Annotated in this window: 14 protein-coding genes; 10 read left to right on the top strand and 4 right to left on the bottom strand. The window is 56.7% G+C overall.

Annotation, left to right across the window (positions count from 1 at the left end):
* Window positions 1–111: 111 nt before the first annotated feature.
* The 10 genes from BLO50_RS01795 to BLO50_RS01750 all read left to right on the top strand — a co-directional run bounded on the left by BLO50_RS01795 (window position 112) and on the right by BLO50_RS01750 (window position 13,140).
* Window positions 112–3,630 carry a glycosyltransferase gene (locus tag BLO50_RS01795; protein ID WP_244152821.1) on the top strand — a complete coding sequence of 1,173 codons (3,519 nt, stop codon included), beginning with the start codon at window positions 112–114 and terminating at the stop codon, window positions 3,628–3,630.
* 314 nt (window positions 3,631–3,944) lie between these two features.
* Window positions 3,945–5,450 (top strand): flagellin, encoded by a 1,506-nt coding sequence (locus BLO50_RS01790; RefSeq protein ID WP_090248253.1) that lies wholly within the window; start codon window positions 3,945–3,947, stop codon window positions 5,448–5,450.
* A gap of 72 nt (window positions 5,451–5,522) precedes the next feature.
* Complete coding sequence (locus tag BLO50_RS01785) at window positions 5,523–5,915, top strand: flagellar protein FlaG (protein ID WP_090248251.1); 393 nt, start codon at window positions 5,523–5,525, stop codon at window positions 5,913–5,915.
* Between the two features lie 77 nt (window positions 5,916–5,992).
* Window positions 5,993–7,453, top strand: coding sequence for a flagellar filament capping protein FliD (gene fliD, locus BLO50_RS01780; protein WP_090248249.1), 1,461 nt, complete (start codon window positions 5,993–5,995; stop codon window positions 7,451–7,453).
* A gap of 2 nt (window positions 7,454–7,455) precedes the next feature.
* On the top strand, window positions 7,456–7,848 hold the full coding sequence (gene fliS, locus BLO50_RS01775) for a flagellar export chaperone FliS (protein ID WP_090248247.1): 393 nt from the start codon (window positions 7,456–7,458) through the stop codon (window positions 7,846–7,848).
* 72 nt (window positions 7,849–7,920) lie between these two features.
* Window positions 7,921–8,301 carry a flagellar export chaperone FliS gene (gene fliS, locus BLO50_RS01770; RefSeq protein WP_090248246.1) on the top strand — a complete coding sequence of 127 codons (381 nt, stop codon included), beginning with the start codon at window positions 7,921–7,923 and terminating at the stop codon, window positions 8,299–8,301.
* A 27-nt stretch (window positions 8,302–8,328) separates the two neighbouring features.
* Window positions 8,329–8,625, top strand: coding sequence for a flagellar protein FliT (fliT, locus tag BLO50_RS01765; protein ID WP_090248244.1), 297 nt, complete (start codon window positions 8,329–8,331; stop codon window positions 8,623–8,625).
* Window positions 8,626–8,861: 236 nt separating this feature from the next.
* A complete protein-coding gene (locus BLO50_RS01760) occupies window positions 8,862–10,334 on the top strand; it encodes a sigma-54 dependent transcriptional regulator (RefSeq protein ID WP_090248242.1) in 1,473 nt (490 codons plus the stop codon).
* A 184-nt stretch (window positions 10,335–10,518) separates the two neighbouring features.
* A complete protein-coding gene (locus BLO50_RS01755; RefSeq protein WP_090248240.1) occupies window positions 10,519–11,727 on the top strand; it encodes a sensor histidine kinase in 1,209 nt (402 codons plus the stop codon).
* A gap of 6 nt (window positions 11,728–11,733) precedes the next feature.
* Complete coding sequence (locus tag BLO50_RS01750; RefSeq protein WP_090248239.1) at window positions 11,734–13,140, top strand: sigma-54-dependent transcriptional regulator; 1,407 nt, start codon at window positions 11,734–11,736, stop codon at window positions 13,138–13,140.
* 80 nt (window positions 13,141–13,220) lie between these two features.
* Here BLO50_RS01750 and lapD read toward each other — a convergent pair whose 3' ends face one another.
* From lapD to BLO50_RS01730, 4 genes are all read right to left on the bottom strand, one after another.
* Window positions 13,221–15,170: a cyclic di-GMP receptor LapD gene (gene lapD, locus BLO50_RS01745; RefSeq protein WP_090248237.1), complete on the bottom strand. Its 1,950-nt coding sequence runs from the start codon at window positions 15,168–15,170 to the stop codon at window positions 13,221–13,223.
* Between the two features lie 9 nt (window positions 15,171–15,179).
* Window positions 15,180–15,872 (bottom strand): cysteine protease LapG, encoded by a 693-nt coding sequence (gene lapG, locus BLO50_RS01740; protein ID WP_090248236.1) that lies wholly within the window; start codon window positions 15,870–15,872, stop codon window positions 15,180–15,182.
* Window positions 15,873–16,017: 145 nt separating this feature from the next.
* A complete protein-coding gene (locus BLO50_RS01735; RefSeq protein WP_090248234.1) occupies window positions 16,018–16,431 on the bottom strand; it encodes a YbaN family protein in 414 nt (137 codons plus the stop codon).
* 9 nt (window positions 16,432–16,440) lie between these two features.
* Window positions 16,441–17,028, bottom strand: coding sequence for a UPF0149 family protein (locus BLO50_RS01730; RefSeq protein ID WP_090248233.1), 588 nt, complete (start codon window positions 17,026–17,028; stop codon window positions 16,441–16,443).
* Window positions 17,029–17,136 lie beyond the last annotated feature (108 nt).

The raw sequence follows: 17,136 nt of genomic DNA, 5'->3' as shown, positions 1-17,136 counted from the left end.
TATAAAGCTCATATGCTGATAGCGAAATCAGAGTGCGCCTTATTAAGTAGTCTTGGGCATGATCGTTGTCTGGGCTTTTTATCGCCATAGTGGCAGTGGAGAATGAAAGCGATGCGTAAACTGTTTTCAAAACGGCCACATCCTTATTACATCTACGCGCCGGATTACCGGCGCACTTCTGCCGGCGTTCGGGTCATGCATATGCTCTGTGATGCACTGATGCGTACGGGGCATGAGGCCTATGTCACTGCTAGTGTGCTTAATCCTGAATTGATGACACCTCAACTGACAGATGGTGTCGTCAAGCTGCACCGCACCCAAGGTCTTGAACCTATTACGGTCTATCCTGAAATCGTGGAAGGCAATCCCCTGAACGCTGGCGTCGTGGCGCGTTATCTGTTGAATCGACCAGGGTTTATCGAGGGTAGTGGTAAGTTCGGCGAAGAGGATATTCTTTTTGCCTATTCTCGGGATCTTCTTATTCCCGGTATTCCTGATGATCGGGTGATGATGCTGCCGCCTTTTGATTTGACGGTTTTTCGTCTCCCGGAGAATCCCGAGAAGCGGGTGTCGGGTAAGGTGTGTTACTACCGAGGGCGCCGGGGGGATCTTTATATCGATCCATCGTTACTGCCACCGGATGCAGTGGAAATAACTGCACAGTGGCCCGTTTCCTGGGAGGAGATGGCTGACCTTTTTCAGCAGTGTGAGACATTCTACTGCTGCGGGTCATCAGCACTGGGAGCCGAGGCTGCACTTTGTGGTTGCCTGTGCGTGGTTATCTTAGAAGAGGGCGCACCCAGAATAGGCGTTCACGAGACTCAGAGTGATGGTGTAGCCTGGGGTGTTGCGCCGGAAGAGCTTGAGCGCGCTCGGAGTACGCTTCCACAGGTGCGTGATAATTGGTTAAGGCTTGAGGCCGAGTTCTGGCCGGCGCTGGATCATTTTATCGAAGTAACTCAGGCGGCCTCAAAGGAGCGAGCGGGAAATACTGGCAAATATGAGCTTCTACGCTGGCTTGGTGAGCGTATTCCCTCCAAGGCACAACATGAGCTGATCTCACGTCGTCTGGAAACGGTGGCTAACCCTGTTTTCGGTGTGCTGATTCTGGATGTTGAGGGCAGCAATGAGCGATTAGTGCGTACGGTGAGTAGTCTCGGCCTGGAGCACAGCCTTTATGCGTCTGTGCGTATCCTTGCACTGACGACGGCGTTGGTGCCACAAACGTCGGCTGAGGATAAGCTGCATTTTATTCGGTTTGACGGACGCGATCATATCGAGGCGATCAACCAGATCATCGAGCAAAGCAGTTTCGACTGGTTGATGCTGGTCAATGCCGGTGATGAGTTCACTCCGAGCGGTTTACTTATCGCGGCGCTGGATTTGCTGGGGGCCCCAGCTCTTCGAGCTGTATACGGCGATGAGGTAATACGCCAGGCAGGTGGCGGATTAGGTATTGCCCTACGCCCAGACCTTAATCTAGATATGTTGTTGAGTCTGCCTGCAGGCATGTCTCGTCACTGGCTGTTCAAACGTGATGTATGGCTGGATATGGGCGGTTTTCGTGCCGAGGCTGGTGAGGCTTTCGAACTGGATTACATATTGCGCTTGATTGAGGCTCAGGGTTTCAATGGGCTTGGGCATATCAGTGAGCCATTGCTGATATGTAATGCCCTTAATTTAAAGGATAGCCCCGATGAGAGGGCCACTATCCAGCGCCACTTACTTGCGCGGGGGTTTCAGGATGCTCGGCTCGGCTCGCGTTTATCCGGTTGCTATGACCTGGACTATGGTGTTGCTAGCAATGCTCTGGTGAGCATATTGGTTCTGGTCAAGGGTGCTTTGGGTAAAGTCCAGCGCTGTTTGGAATCCGTGCTGGAGAGAACATCCTACCCGCACTACGAAGTGCTGTTACTGGATCAGGGCAATGATGACCCGGTGCTACTGGAATGGCTGGCTGGCCTGGAACAACTGGGTACAGAGCATATCCGTGTGCTGCGCTTCGCTGATATTCCTGCGTCACAGGTGCGCAATCAGGCTGCTGAACTGGCACGGGGCGAGTTTCTCTTGTGGCTGGATTCGGGTATTGCCGTGTTTGAGGCTGAGTGGTTGCAGCAACTGCTCAATCATGCTGCTCGTCCTGAGGTGGGCGCGGTAGGGGCTAAGCTTCTGGGGGGGGATCGCAGCGTTCGCCAGGCGGGACTCGTCTTGGGGCTTGGGGGGGTGGCAGGTCCTGCGTTCATTGGTCTCTCTCCAGACGCCCCGGGATACTTACAGCGCCTGCAGATCGATCAGAACTACACGGCCTTGGGTGGCCAGTGTCTGATGCTGCGCAAGCAGTTGTTTATTGAGGCGGGTGGTTTCGAGCAAAGCAGTGATCTGGCTCGTTGGGCTGATGTTGACTTGTGTTTACGGCTGCATGAGGCTGGCTACTTGAATGTCTGGACGCCTCGAGTGGAGTTGCTGATCAATGAAGAAGAGCTACCGCCTGCGAGTGTAAAAGAGGAAGACGCGATGTATGCTCGCTGGTTGCCGCAATTGGCGTGCGATCCAGCTTATAACCCGAACTTATCGCTGTCTGACGCTTCTGGATTTAAGTTGGCGGAGAGTCCTTTGAGTTGGCGTCCTCTGTCTTCCTGGAAGCCCCTGCCGACCGTGCTTGCTCATGCTGCCGATGCGATGGGATGTGGACACTATCGGGTTATCCAGCCGCTTGGTGCCCTGAATCGGGCCGGCTTGGCCGATGGTGTACTGTCGGATCGGTTCTTAACTGTGGCCGAACTGGAACGTTTCAGGCCAGACGCTATCGTGCTGCAACGTCAGATCAGCGATGCACAAATTGAACAGATACGACGTATTAAGTCCTTCTCTGCAGCCTTCAAGGTGTTCGAGCTAGACGACTACTTACCTAATTTGCCTATGAAAAGTGCTCACCGCGCGCACATGCCTAAAGATATTACTCGCTCCTTGCGGCGTGGTCTGAGCTACGTCAATCGTTTTGTCGTCTCAACCGAGCCATTGGCCGAAGCATATTATGGTTTGCATGATGATATCCGGGTGGTGCACAACCGTTTGGATCCCCAGTGGTGGCGAGGCCTAAGTAGTCAGCGACGCAGTTCGAAGAAGCCACGTGTTGGTTGGGCCGGTGGGGTTAGCCATACCGGTGATCTGGAAATGATATCTGATGTGGTCAAAGCTCTGGTTGATGAGGTGGAGTGGGTTTTCTTTGGAATGTGCCCGGACAAGCTGCGGCCCTATGTGCATGAATTCCATCCTGGAATTGCCATCGACAAATACCCTGCGGCGCTTGCTCGTATGAATTTGGACTTGGCCTTGGCACCGGTGGAGCAGAACCTGTTTAACGAATGCAAGAGTAACCTGCGGTTGTTGGAGTATGGTGCCTGCGGATTCCCTGTGGTCTGCAGTGATCTGGTTTGTTATCAGGGCGCTTTGCCGGTCACCAGGGTAAAAAACCGTTTCAAGGACTGGGTTGATGCAATTCGTATGCACATCAGTGATCTGGACGCGAGCGCCAAGATGGGTGATGACCTGCGTAAGCAGGTGCAGGACAGCTGGATGCTTGAGGGAATAAATCTTGAGGCATGGAGAACCTCATGGTTGCCTGATTGATGCTGATGCTGATGCTGATGCTGATGCTGATGTAGTGTTGATAATCGGCGTAGAGCCGGTGGTTGGTTGTTTTTGTATGCGAAGAGCTTGGTATTTGCCGTCGGGATGTCGACAGATACCCGATTTTTCTCGGCTGTGCTGCTTAAGTGTCTGTTCTGTTTGTGGAAAAAAAAATAGAACGAGTTGCTAAAGCTGTTCCTAAGGCCGCCGATATAAAGATCGAATGCGAACTTTATGGGGCGTCTGAGCAAAGCAGGCCCGAAGCTCGCAGGCTCAGACAAACTCAGTAGCACGGTCCTTTGGAGGCAAACACCATGGCCCTTACAGTCAACACAAACGTAGCGTCACTCAACACTCAGCGTAACCTCAACAGCTCATCCAAAGGCCTGGACACTTCGCTGCAGCGCCTGTCCACGGGCTTCCGTATCAACAGCGCCAAGGATGACGCCGCCGGCTTGCAGATTTCCAACCGTCTGACCAGCCAGATCAACGGTCTGAACGTTGCGACCCGTAACTCCAACGACGGCATTTCCCTGGCGCAAACTGCTGAAGGTGCACTGCAGCAGTCGACTGGCATCCTGCAGCGTATTCGTGACCTGGCTCTGCAGTCGGCCAACGGTTCCAATGGCGCTACCGAACGTGCCGCTCTGCAAGGCGAAGTGTCGCAGCTGCAACAAGAATTGAACCGTATTTCTGAAACCACCAGTTTTGGTGGCCGTAAGATCCTTGACGGTTCATTCGGTTCTCAAGCGTTTCAGGTGGGTGCTAATGCCTACGAGACTATCAGTGTCTCTATTGGTTCGGCCGCAACCGACCGTATTGGTATCAACCGAGTCACCACCAGCGGTGCTGCTGGTGCAGCTATTGGTGCGGGCGCTGCTTTTAGTGCTACTTCGGGCTCTGCATACAGTGGTGGTTCGTTCACTATTAACTCCAAGCTTTCCGATGGAGATGTCACTATTTCCTTGGCTACCAGTGGATCTGCAAGTGAAGTTGCCAAGGCAGTAAATGCTAAGAGCGATGAGACAGGTGTTACTGCTAATGCTCGTACAGTTGCCTCGCTGGATGTCGATGCTGCCTCATCGGGTACTATCTCGTTTAACTTGGCGGGTGTGACCAGTAACTCTGTTTCGGGCGATGCGGCCACTGTGTCTGCAGTAGTGACTGATACCACTGATCTTTCTGCTTTGGCTGATGCAATTAACCGCGAGACTGGAAAGACTGGTATTTCGGCTGTTTCAAAAGGAAGTACTATCGAATTGGTGAGCTCTCGTGGTGATGCTATCAGCATTACTGGATATACCGCTGGTAGTGGCAGTGTAGGTACAGCTACCTTGCAAGCTAAAAACTTTGACGGTTCGGCAAATGTGGGGGGAACCCCCGCAACAGTTGCTGCTAGTGGCGGTGGTGCTCGCGTTGATGGGCAAGTGCAACTTGAGGCTGCCGATGCATTTGAAGTGAAAGGTACTGGTGGCGGTCTTGGTACTCCTGGCTTTAGTTCGCTTGATAGCGTTAAGGAAATCGACATTAGTACTGCCACAGGTGCTCAAGATGCTCTGGGTATCATCAACGGTGCGATCTCTAACATCGATAGCCAGCGTGCTCAGCTCGGTGCTGTTCAGAACCGTTTCGAGAACACCATCTCGAACCTGCAGAACATTTCTGAGAACTCATCTGCAGCTCGCAGCCGGATCCGTGACACTGACTTCGCTGCTGAAACTTCGGAACTGACCAAAAATCAGATCCTGCAGCAGGCTGGTACTGCGATCTTGGCCCAGGCTAACCAGCTGCCACAGGCTGTACTCAGCCTGCTCGGCTAAGGGTAAACGCGCTAGACTCCGGGGAGAAGGGCTTAGCTCTTCTCCCCGTTCCCTCATTCTGAGGAGAAAGTTATGGACATTAGTTCAATTCAGGTTTCGTCGGCATCCACCGCTGTTGCTTCTAAAGCAGAGCGTACGCCCAGTCCATCTGCCAAGGTTGGTGCCGATGGTGTTGAGCGTAAGCCTTCTGAAGACGCTACAACTGGAAGCGCTACACAGGTAGAGAGTGGCCCTGCGTCTTCTCGTGAAGAGGTTGAAGCGGCAGTTGCGACGATTCAGGACTTTGTCCAATCGGTTCGTCGCAGCCTCAATTTCTCCCTTGAAGAGGGCAGTGGGCGTGTCGTGGTCAAAGTGACTGATGCTGGGTCAGGCGATGTGATTCGGCAGATCCCTTCTGAGGAAGCGCTGCAATTAGCAGAGAATCTCTCGGAGGTTCGTAGTTTGTTATTCAAAGCTGAGGCCTAGCCAACAAGGTTGGCACAGCTTTTGACTGTTAACGCTTATCTAGCGTGATTGCAGTCATTATTTTGGCGAGGTGAAGCATGGTCGGGATTACGGGCATTGGCTCAGGAATCAAAATCGACGAAATCGTCACAGCGTTGGTCAATGCCGAAAGGGCACCCAAGACCAACCAACTTGACCGTCTCGAGAAAACCACCGTTGCACGCATCTCAGCCATGGGCTCGCTGACCAGCGCGCTCAATACCTTCAAAACTGCCGTCGACTCGCTGAATAAGCCTTCCTTATTCGAGTCGCGAACGGCGAGTTCTTCCAATACCAGCGCTCTTAAGGTCACCGCCTCTACTACCGCCCCGGCAGGCAACTACAACGTGCAGGTCAAGCAGCTGGCGACCAGCAGCAAGGTGGCGTTGCAGTCGGTCACTGGTGGTAATACCGCTACATTCAACAGCGGTTCACTGACTATTTCTACGGGCAGTTCGAGCTTCGGCGTCAACATTACCTCAGGCAATAACACCCTGGCGGGTATGCGCGATGCGATCAACGAGGCGGGTAAAAGCAGCGGTGTGAGTGCAACCGTCATCACGGATGATTCGGGCTCGCGGCTGGTGCTGAACTCAACCAAAAGTGGTGCAGGCAATGATATTCAGGTCGTAGCCAGCGAAGACAATGTCACCACTGGAACCAATGCGTTGACCTCTCAGGCGTTTGCTCCGACGGTCGACCCCGGCAATGCCGATGCCTTCCTTAAACCTAATTCCACTACGGGTACTGGTGGTGTGATCAGCAAGGCCCAGTCGGCCAAGATATCGATTGATGGTTTGGAGTTGGTGCGCAATACCAACCGCATTGAAGACGCTCTAGAAGGTGTGACGCTGGATCTGACTGCAGCGCAGAGCTCCACTGATTTGGCCGATGGTAAAACCATCAGTGTCACTGTTGGCGTCGATAAAGGCGCAGTGAAAACCAACCTGCAGAAGTTTGTTGATGCATACAACGCGTTGATCAGTACGACTTCTCAGTTGACCGCCGTTGTGCCGGTCGATGGAGGTAAGCCGGTAACGGGCCCTTTGCTCGGTGACTCCTCTATACGCAATGTGCTGTCCAGTTTGCGCAATGAAATGGTCAATCTGACCGGTGAAGGCGGTGTGCGGGCGCTTGCAGATTTGGGTATTACCTCTGATTGGAAAACCGGTCAGCTCAAGATTGATGACGCCGCGTTAACCAAATCGCTGGATAGCAATTTCGATCAAGTGGCCGGTTATCTTGCCGGTGACAATGGCCTGATGGGGCGTCTATCCAAATCTGTTGGCGCATATGTTGGCGCCTCGGGTGTGCTCGAGCAGCGAACTGATGCGTTGCAAGCCACTAAGGTTGGTGTCGATGAGCAGCGCAAGGCATTGGCTGTTCGAGTCGAGAGCCTGCAGACGCGCCTTTATGCTCAATACAACGCTATGGATTCCCTTGTAGGGCGTCTGCAGAAAACCAGCGAAAGTTTGGCAGGCCAGCTCGCCAGCCTGCCAGGCTTCGTTAAAAAGGATTAGTAATGAGCAAGAAACCGATCGACACCTATAAACAGGTCAATACCAGTCATGATGTTTCGCCCTATCGCACTGTTCAGTTGCTGCTTGAGGGGGCCCTGCAACGTGTGATGTTGGCTAAGCATGCCCAGGTTGAGGGCGATGCCGAGATTCGCGGTATGGCTGTTGGTAGCACCATTACTATTCTGGGTGTATTACAGGCCAGCTTGGACAAAGAGCTGGGTGGTGAGATTGCCGAAAACTTGGATTCGCTTTACGACTATATGACACGTCGGTTGGCGGGCGTAGCAGTAGACAGTACGCCGCGTACGCTGGATGAGGTTCAGGCGCTGCTTGAGCAAATCAAGAGTGCATGGGACGCCATCGGTCCAGAAGTCGAGCCAGCTGTAGGAAACTGATTTCGTTGTTAAAGCTTTGTTCTGCAGCGCCGATACCCAAGGTATTCAGTAAACAGAACAGCGAGAACAACGATGAACGCTATGGCGGCTCTCAAGCAGTATCAAACCGTCAACACTCAGGCTCAGGCTGTTGAAGCCAGCCCGCATCGCTTGATTCAGATGTTGATGGAAGGTGGGCTGACGCGTTTGGCGCAAGCGCGTGGTGCGATGGAGCGCAACCAGGTCGCCCTCAAAGGGGAGCTGATCAGCAAGGCCATTGGTATTATTGGCGGCTTGCGTGAAGGTCTTAACCTTGAGCAAGGCGGTGAAGTCGCTGCCAATCTCGATAGTCTGTATGAATACATGGCCACGCGTTTGGTGGATGCCAATGTGCAGAATGAGATCGCGCCGCTTGATGAAGTTGCAGGCCTGCTGCGTAATGTAAAAGCTGGCTGGGATGCTATCGCTGAGTGATGCTGTTTCCCGCCTGAGGAATTGTTTATGAGTTCATCCGTGCAGCGTCTTGAAGAAACCGGTAGCGCATTGCGCACTGCGTTGGCCAGTCAGGATTGGGCCGCCATTGGCGAGTTAGACCTACAGTGCCGCCTGGCTGTTGACGAAGCGATGGTTGAATCTGCGAACGATGAAGAAACCCTGCGTGCTCGCATGCAGGAGTTGCTGGATCTTTATCGCGAACTGGTGAATGTGTGCCAAGCCGAACAGCAGCGCTTGGCCCATGAGCTCGTTCAGCTGAACCAGTCGCAACAAGGTGCCAAGGTCTATCAGCTATTTGGTTGATTGGCTGTCTTCGGTCGATGCTGTCCAGTATTGACCTTCTGGTAACGCTTCATCTTCTCTCCATTTCCCCTAAGTTGTTGCTCAAGCTGAGTTTGCTTGGCGAGTCCAATAAAAAGCACGCCATTAAATTGACTATTAACAAAAAATTGACTTAACTACTGGCCAATTCCCGGCGCTGGGTTGAGCGATGTTTGGGCGGCGGGCGCGTTTTTCACTCCAGGATCAGTAAATAAATTATGTGGCGTGAAACCAAAATCCTCCTGATTGACGATAACAGCGAGCGCCGTCGCGACTTGACGGTGATCTTGAATTTTCTCGGTGAAGATCATCTGGCGTGTGACAGTCAAAACTGGCGCCAATGCGTCGCGGAGTTGGGGTCTAGTCGTGAAGTACTTAGCGTCTTGCTTGGTGAAGTGAAAGCCAAAGGTGGCGTGCTAGAGATGCTGAAACAGCTGGCCGTCTGGGATGAGTTCCTGCCGACGCTGTTGATTAACGATCAGGTCGCTGCCGAGTGGCCAGAAGAACAGCGCCGCTGCGTACTGGCGACGCTGGAAATGCCGATGAGCTACAACAAGCTGCTCGACTCCCTGCACCGTGCCCAGGTTTATCGCGAGATGTACGATCAGGCCCGTGAGCGCGGCCGTCAGCGCGAGACCAATCTGTTCCGCAGCCTCGTTGGTACCAGCCGGGCCATCCAGCAAGTGCGACAGATGATGCAGCAGGTGGCCGATACCGAGGCCAGCGTGCTGATCCTTGGTGAATCGGGCACGGGTAAGGAAGTGGTCGCGCGCAATCTGCATTACCACTCCAAGCGTCGTGAAGCGCCTTTTGTTCCAGTCAATTGCGGCGCAATCCCTGCCGAGTTGCTTGAGAGCGAGCTGTTCGGCCATGAGAAGGGCGCGTTTACCGGTGCAATCACCAGTCGGGCCGGGCGCTTTGAGCTGGCCAATGGCGGCACCCTGTTTCTCGATGAAATCGGTGACATGCCGCTGCCCATGCAGGTCAAACTGTTGCGCGTATTGCAGGAGCGCACTTTCGAGCGCGTCGGCAGCAACAAGACCCAGAGCGCCGATGTGCGGATCATTGCGGCCACGCACAAGAACCTCGAGAAAATGATCGAGGACGGCAGCTTCCGTGAGGACCTGTATTACCGCCTCAACGTCTTCCCGATCGAGATGGCCCCGCTGCGTGAGCGTATCGAGGACATCCCGCTGCTGATGAATGAGCTGATCTCGCGCATGGAGTTCGAGAAACGTGGCTCTATCCGCTTCAACTCGGCGGCCATTATGTCGCTGTGCCGGCATGACTGGGCGGGTAACGTGCGCGAGCTGGCCAACTTGGTCGAACGCATGGCGATCATGCATCCCTACGGCGTGATTGGCGTGGGCGAGCTGCCGAAGAAATTTCGCCATGTCGACGATGAAGACGAGAACATGGTGGCCAGCTTGCGTGATGAGCTGGATGAGCGCGCGACTATCCTGGCCGGTCTGCCGGGTGTGGATTCGATGGCCATGCTGCCGCCGGAAGGCCTGGACCTGAAAGATTACCTGGGCAACCTTGAGCAGGGCTTGATTCAACAGGCGCTCGACGATGCCAGTGGTGTGGTGGCGCGTGCTGCCGAACGTTTACGTATTCGGCGCACCACCCTGGTCGAGAAAATGCGCAAGTACGGCATGAGCCGGCGTGATGATGAGGGTCTGGACGACTGACCTTTCTGCGTCAGGCAATCGTCAGTGACTTGGCGCAGTCTCCCTAATAAAGCCGAAGGTTTGACGAAACCTTCGGCTTTGTTTTTTATGGTATTGATTTAAAAGGATATTTTTTCAGGCACGGGTATTGCTAACTCTCTTGCAACTGACTGTCTTATGACGGCTCGCTGCGCGAGAGAGAACCATGAACGCTAACGCCCAACGCCCTGAAGAATCCGAAGCGCCCGCTCCCGCGGAGCAGGCCAGCCGTGCCGGGCTCGAACAGGCTTTTGCTTTGTTCAACCAGATGTCGACTCAACTCAGCACCAGCTACAGCATGCTGGAGGCGCGGGTAACTGAGCTTAAGGGCCAGTTGGCGCTGGTAAGTGCTCAGCGTATGCAAGAGCTGGCCGAGAAAGAGCGCCTGGCTCATCGCCTGCAGAGCCTGCTGGATCTGCTGCCCGGCGGGGTGATCGTGATTGATGGTCAGGGCGTGGTGCGTGAGGCCAACCCGGTGGCGCGTAACCTGCTCGGCCAACCGCTGGTGGGCATGCTTTGGCGCCAGGTCATCGCGCGTAACTTTGCCCCGCGCGAGGATGACGGTCACGAAATCTCCCTGAAGGATGGCCGGCGTTTGTCGATTGCCACCCGCTCCTTGCATGCCGAGCCTGGTCAGCTGGTGCTATTAACTGACCTGACAGAAACCCGGCGCTTGCAGGATCAATTGTCTCGTCATGAGCGGTTGTCTGCTTTGGGCCGTATGGTCGCTTCTCTGGCTCACCAGATACGCACGCCACTTTCCGCTGCACTGCTCTATGCCAGTCACCTGACCGAGCAGGTGCTGCCAGTTGAGCAACAGCAGCGCTTTGCTGGACGCCTGAAAGAGCGCCTGCACGAGCTGGAGCATCAGGTGCGCGACATGCTGATCTTCGCCCGTGGTGAGTTGCCGCTGCCGGATCGTCTGGCGCCCAAGGCGCTATTCGATGCGCTGCGCAGTGCCGCCGAGCCCCATGTGCTGGATATGCAGGTGCGCTGGCAGTGCGACAGCCGTGCGGGCGAGTTGCTGTGCAACCGCGACACCCTGGTTGGCACCGTGCTCAATCTGATCGAGAACGCGATTCAGGCCGGCGGCCGTGAAGCGCGTTTGAAGATTCATCTGTATCAGCGCGGCGAAACGCTGCGCCTGTGCATCAGCGACAACGGCCCAGGCATAGACAGCGCGACACTGGCGCGGCTTGGCGAACCCTTTTTTACCACCAAAACCACCGGCACCGGGCTTGGCCTGGCCGTGGTCAAGGCAGTGGCGCGCGCCCATCAGGGCGATGTGCAGCTGCGTTCGCGGCCGGGGCGTGGTACCTGCGCCATTCTCACCTTGCCGCTGCTTGGTGCTACGCACCCTTTGATTCAGGAGTAACCATCCATGGCGAGCAAAATTCTACTGGTCGAAGATGACCGCGCGTTGCGCGAAGCCCTGGCCGATACCCTGGCGCTGGGTGGGCATGATTACCGTGCGGTGGATTGCGCCGAAGCGGCGCTGCTGGCGATTGCCGAAGAACCTTTCGGCCTGGTGGTCAGCGACGTAAACATGCCCGGAATGGATGGTCATCAGTTGCTCGCGCAGATTCGTCAGAGTCAGCCACAACTGCCGGTGCTGCTGATGACTGCGTTCGGCGCGGTGGAGCGGGCGGTGGATGCCATGCGGCAAGGCGCGGCGGATTACCTGGTCAAACCATTCGAGCCAAAGGCCTTACTGACGCTGGTGGATCGGCATGCCTTGGGCCGGGTTTCTGTCAGCGAGCAGGATGGTCCCGTTGCCGAAGAACCGGCCAGCGTGCAACTGCTGGCGTTGGCCACACGGGTGGCGCAAAGCGATTCCACGGTGTTGATCACGGGCGAGTCCGGTACGGGTAAAGAAGTGTTGGCGCGTTTTATCCACCAGCAATCGCCACGCGGCAACAAACCCTTCATCGCGATCAATTGCGCAGCGATTCCAGACAATATGCTCGAGGCCACGCTGTTTGGTCACGAGAAGGGCGCCTTTACCGGCGCCATTGCCAGCGCGCCCGGAAAGTTTGAGTTGGCCGAGGGCGGCACCATTCTGCTCGACGAGATTTCCGAGATGCCACTGGGTCTGCAGGCCAAGCTGCTGCGCGTGCTGCAAGAGCGCGAGGTAGAGAGGGTGGGGGCACGCAAGCCGATTACCTTGGATATCCGCGTGCTGGCCACCAGTAACCGTGACCTGGCCGCAGAAGTGGCGGCGGGGCGTTTCCGTGAAGACCTCTACTATCGCCTGTCGGTCTTTCCGCTGGCCTGGCGACCCCTGCGTGAGCGCCCTGCGGACATCGTGCCGCTGGCCGAGCGCTTGCTGGCCAAATACGTGAAGAAAATGAACCACGCGCCGATTCGGCTTTCCCCGCAGGCGCAGGTGAGCCTGATGAGTCATAGCTGGCCGGGCAATGTGCGCGAGCTGGATAACGCCATCCAGCGTGCGTTGATTCTGCAGCAAGGCGGTCTGATTCAGCCGCAGGACCTCTGTCTGCTGGCGCCGATTGGTTCGGCCGTTACGCCGCCCGCGCAACCGCTGTTGTCGGTGGTGGTCAATAGCGTACCTGCGCAGCAGGATGCCTCGCCGGCTGAAGCTGGTGCATTGGGCGATGATCTGCGTCGGCATGAATTTCAGATGATCATCGATACCTTGCGTGCCGAGCGTGGTCGTCGCAAGGAAGCCGCTGAGCGCCTGGGCATAAGCCCACGTACCTTGCGCTACAAGCTGGCGCAGATGCGTGATGCCGGAATGGATGTGGAAGGATATCTGTTTGCCAGCTGAGCCCGCTGTCGGCTGAGCTCTAAGTGCTGTACTTGAATCGGGGTAGGCCGTAGTAGGACTACCCCGTTTGCTTTAGAACATTAGTCTTTCCACGGTTCCGGTGCGCCCAGTAGGCGGCCCATGGCGCCATATAGCCCCAACTCCTTGAGCACTGCCAGCTCGCCCTCGGTTTCCACCATTTCGGCAATCAACGGCAGGTCAATGCTGTTGGTGGCGCGGAACACCGCCTCGATAAACATACGTTTGTCGCTTTCCTGATCGATAGCGCGGATATAGGTGCCGTCGAGTTTCAGGTAGGCCAGACCAAGGTGGGTCAGGTTACCGATCAGGCTGAAACGCCCGCCGAAGTGCTGCAGGCCCAGGCTGAAGCCGGTTTCGCGGACGCCCTGGCTGAGCGCTTCCAGTTCGGCTGCCGGCGGCAGGTGGCGCTCGTCCACCTCGAGTGTCAGCAGGCGGGCCTGCTGCGGGTTCTGCCTGAGAATGTCGAACATACGCTTGAGCGTTTCACTGTCACGCAGGGTCGCGGCCGATAGACTGAGGGCCAATGGTGCTGCATGCTGGCTGAGATGTGCCAGGCTGTGTTCGAGCATGGCCAGGTCAAAGCGCGCGGTCCAACCCAGGCGTTCAATCCAGGGTAGGAAGCGTCCGGCGGCAATCGCTTCACCTGGCGGGTCAAGCAGGCGCGCCAGCACCTTATGGTGCAGCAGCTGATTACGGTCGGCACATTGCGTGACCGGTTGGAAATACAGCTGCAGCTTGCGCTTGTTCAGCGCATCGTCGATCCAGGTGCGCCAGTCGTGCAATCCCTGCGTCGGTTGTGCGTTGTAATCATCCAGGCGTACCCAGTCGCGGCTCGGGTCGTTCTGCGCTTGCGCCAGGGCCTGATCAGCGCGGCCGATGACCTGGCTGGGTTCCTCACCCGGGCGGAAGGCGGCAATGCCCATATGCGCCACGGGCGTACAGTCGCTGGCGCCGGTCTGACGCAGGCTTTCCAGTCCGGTGTGCAGCTCGCCGGCGAGCAGGTCGGCTTCTTCACTGCCAATCCCCGGGGCCAGCAGACTGAATTCGCCACCCCGGCTGCGTGAGGCCAGCCAGTCTGAGCGGTTGGTCTGGTTAAGCAGGCGCTTGAGCAGCTCGCCGATGGCGGCAATCAGGGCATCGGTCTGCTGGCCACCGAGGCGCTGGTTGAGCCCGCCGAGGTCGTTAACCCGCAGCAGCAGCAAATAGCCTTCGGCATTCTGCTCACTGACCACTAACTGGTGGGCCAGGCGGATATCGAACAAGCGGCGGTTGGCTAGGCCGGTGATGCTGTCCTGGTAGGCTTCTTCACGCAGTTTCTCGCTGCGTGCGGCTTCTTCGGCGAACAGGGTTTTCAGCTTTTCCACCATCTGGTTCATGGCGGTGACCACGCGTTTAAGTTCCGGGGTGCGCGGCACCTTGGGCAGGGTGAGGAACTCGCGGCGGGTGATGGCCTGGGCTTGCTGCACCATGTTGTCCAGCGGGCGCAACTGGGTGCGCAGCAACCAGCCGCCGAGTATGGCGCTGACTAGGCCGCAGAGCAGCAACCAGATCAGGCTGCCGATGGCGCTGTCCCAGAGTTTGGCCAGGGCGAATTGCGGGTGGCTGAGTACTTCAACCCGCGCGGCCTGTTCCCAGCCGCGCATGATCAGCGCATCGCCGCCCTGGGGCTGCAGGTCGACCAGCTCGCTGAACCAGGTGGGAACGGTTTCGGCGCTGGCATCGTCGCTGCGCCGTTCGACTATCACCTCATCATCAGGGATTCGCACCACGCGGATGCTGGTGAAATAGCCGCTGTCGAAGATCGAACTGACCATCAGCTCGATCATCGCCGGATCATCCACGTGCGGGGTCATCGACAGGCCCAGCGCGGTTGCGGCGTCCTGGGCATGGGAGCGCAGCTGGCTTAGCAATTGCTCACGCGAGCTCTCCACCCCGGCGATAAAACTGCCGGTAAAGGCCACTACCAGGAACAGGCAGATGGCGAGAAATAGCTGCTTGAGTAGAGACATAGGTTCCTCCTAGCCTTCGCCGATGGCGAAGCCCTCCGTGCGCATTTTTTTCAAGATGTCCTGCCAGCGCGAGAGCTTCTTGGAGTCGCTCTTTCTGCTGGTGGAACCCGGGAGATAGAGGCCTTCGGCGTTGAATGCATAGACCGGCAGCAGGTCTTTACGTTGCGAGGCGGGTTTTATTTCATTGATCAGGTTGTCCAACACCAGTGGCTCGGCACCGGGGCTGGCGTAGTAGGTCAAGACCATATGCGCCTGGTTGTAATTGAGCGCCTTAACATAAGTGATGCGCAGCTTGTCGCTGGGGATGCCGAGGCGGCGCAGGGTGAAGTATTTGGCGATTGAATAGTCTTCGCAGTCGCCTTCGCCCTTGACCAGCATCTCGATGGGCGTGGCCCAGTAATCGTTCTGTTTCCACAGGCGGATGTCGTCGGTAAAGCGGATCTGCCGATTGAAGAAGCGGTTGACCTCGGTGAGCTTGTCTCTTTCGCTGCTGCTGCCACTGGCCTTGATTTGCGCTTCCCAGGCCTGGATGCGCTGCTTGGCTGCGCCGAGTTTGCCGTAGCGGCTTTCGGCATTTTGCAGGATCACGCCGAAGTCCCAGTTGGCCAGGGCGCTGGCTAAGCCGATCAGCAGGATGCAGCCGCCTAGCAACGCTCGGTTGAGGCGCTTGAACCATCCATGAGTAAGCTGACGGGGTGGCATGTACCGCGCCTCGGCCGGGGATTGGAAAAGTCTAGGTGGTACTGCTGATTTTTGCCGCGCTGACTATACCGAATGTCGGTTGGCTTGAGCGCGACAAGAGGTTGCTTGCAGTTTTGTGCTGGTCGCTAGGGGCGCGTAACAACCATCAGGGTTTGCTCAGGGTTTTCTGTTTAAGGATGTACAAGCTGACCACGACCGCGCTGGTCAGCATAAAAGCCCTGGCCCAGAACAACGGCACCAGGTAGCACGACAGGCCGATGCTCAGCCACATCAGGCTGATGGCGTAGACCTTCCCCTTGAGCGGAATGCCCTGGCCTTCGAGGTAGTCGACGATCCACGGGCCAAGCTGGCGGTGATTGACCAACCACAGGTAGAAGCGCTTCGAGCTGCGCATAAAGCACGCAGCCGCCAGTAGCAGAAAAGGCGTGGTGGGCAGTACTGGGAGGAAGATGCCGATAACACCCAGTGCCACGCTCAGCCAGCCGATGGCCAGCAGAACGTAGCGAATAACGGGGTTGCGCTGCTCTTGAACAGGCGGCACCGGAATCTCACGCGCCATGGCGCGTGCTTAGTGGTGGCGAGGCTTCAGAAGAGCCGGCTTTTCTTCCGGCGCATGGCACAGCAGGAACAGTGCGGTCAGCAGCTCAGGGATCTGCTCGACCATGCTGTCGACCAGGTCGCGGTCACGGGCGATCTCGGCGAATTCAGGTTGCTCGTCGAACAGGCCTGAACCGACCATGATCGGAAGCAGCAGCTCGCTGACTTCATCTTCGGCGTCGTCGAACCATACCGCTTCACGCAGGAACACCCCTTCCATAAAGCCGATGCACCAGCCGCGCAGGTCGGAATCGTCTGGCTCCTCGCCCAGGTCGAGGTCGCACGGTACATCGGGTTCATCGTCGCTGGCCAGTTGGCGGGCGATATGGCTTTGCAGCTGGATCAGGGTGGCTTCGATCTCTTCACGCTCGGCATCACTGCGGTAATGCGGCGCCTCGGAGAACAACGCGTCAATCCACTCGCGCTCAGGCACCGGCTCTGGGCAGATCGACAACGCGGTCAGGTAGCCGTGGGCGGCGATGTAGTCCAGTGCCTCTTCATGCAGCTCATCGGCATCGAGGAAGGCTTGCAGGCGGGAGAGTTGCTCGGCGAAGGACATCGGGGGGCTACCTTGAAGGAGTAAACGAGGCTGAATTCTAGTCTAGAGCGGCCAGTGCAGCCATAGCCGCGGCCATGGCGGGTGAAAATCGGATCAAACGCCAGCATG

This window comes from Pseudomonas peli (assembly GCF_900099645.1).
In the GTDB taxonomy this organism is placed as follows: Bacteria; Pseudomonadota; Gammaproteobacteria; order Pseudomonadales; family Pseudomonadaceae; genus Aquipseudomonas; species Aquipseudomonas peli.
Note: the sequence above shows the minus strand (reverse complement) of the source record. Positions and strands in the feature narration are given on the sequence as shown.

Excerpts from the sequence above, each read along its gene's own strand:
- fliS (WP_090248247.1), top strand. The coding sequence starts at position 7,456 with ATGAGCAAGAAACCGATCGACACCTATAAACAGGTCAATACCAGTCAT.
- BLO50_RS01790 (WP_090248253.1), top strand. The coding sequence starts at position 3,945 with ATGGCCCTTACAGTCAACACAAACGTAGCGTCACTCAACACTCAGCGT.
- fliD (WP_090248249.1), top strand. The coding sequence starts at position 5,993 with ATGGTCGGGATTACGGGCATTGGCTCAGGAATCAAAATCGACGAAATC.
- lapD (WP_090248237.1), bottom strand. The coding sequence starts at position 15,170 with ATGTCTCTACTCAAGCAGCTATTTCTCGCCATCTGCCTGTTCCTGGTA.
- lapG (WP_090248236.1), bottom strand. The coding sequence starts at position 15,872 with ATGCCACCCCGTCAGCTTACTCATGGATGGTTCAAGCGCCTCAACCGA.
- BLO50_RS01730 (WP_090248233.1), bottom strand. The coding sequence starts at position 17,028 with ATGTCCTTCGCCGAGCAACTCTCCCGCCTGCAAGCCTTCCTCGATGCC.
- BLO50_RS01785 (WP_090248251.1), top strand. The coding sequence starts at position 5,523 with ATGGACATTAGTTCAATTCAGGTTTCGTCGGCATCCACCGCTGTTGCT.
- BLO50_RS01760 (WP_090248242.1), top strand. The coding sequence starts at position 8,862 with ATGTGGCGTGAAACCAAAATCCTCCTGATTGACGATAACAGCGAGCGC.
- BLO50_RS01795 (WP_244152821.1), top strand. The coding sequence starts at position 112 with ATGCGTAAACTGTTTTCAAAACGGCCACATCCTTATTACATCTACGCG.
- BLO50_RS01735 (WP_090248234.1), bottom strand. The coding sequence starts at position 16,431 with ATGGCGCGTGAGATTCCGGTGCCGCCTGTTCAAGAGCAGCGCAACCCC.
- fliS (WP_090248246.1), top strand. The coding sequence starts at position 7,921 with ATGAACGCTATGGCGGCTCTCAAGCAGTATCAAACCGTCAACACTCAG.
- BLO50_RS01755 (WP_090248240.1), top strand. The coding sequence starts at position 10,519 with ATGAACGCTAACGCCCAACGCCCTGAAGAATCCGAAGCGCCCGCTCCC.
- BLO50_RS01750 (WP_090248239.1), top strand. The coding sequence starts at position 11,734 with ATGGCGAGCAAAATTCTACTGGTCGAAGATGACCGCGCGTTGCGCGAA.
- fliT (WP_090248244.1), top strand. The coding sequence starts at position 8,329 with ATGAGTTCATCCGTGCAGCGTCTTGAAGAAACCGGTAGCGCATTGCGC.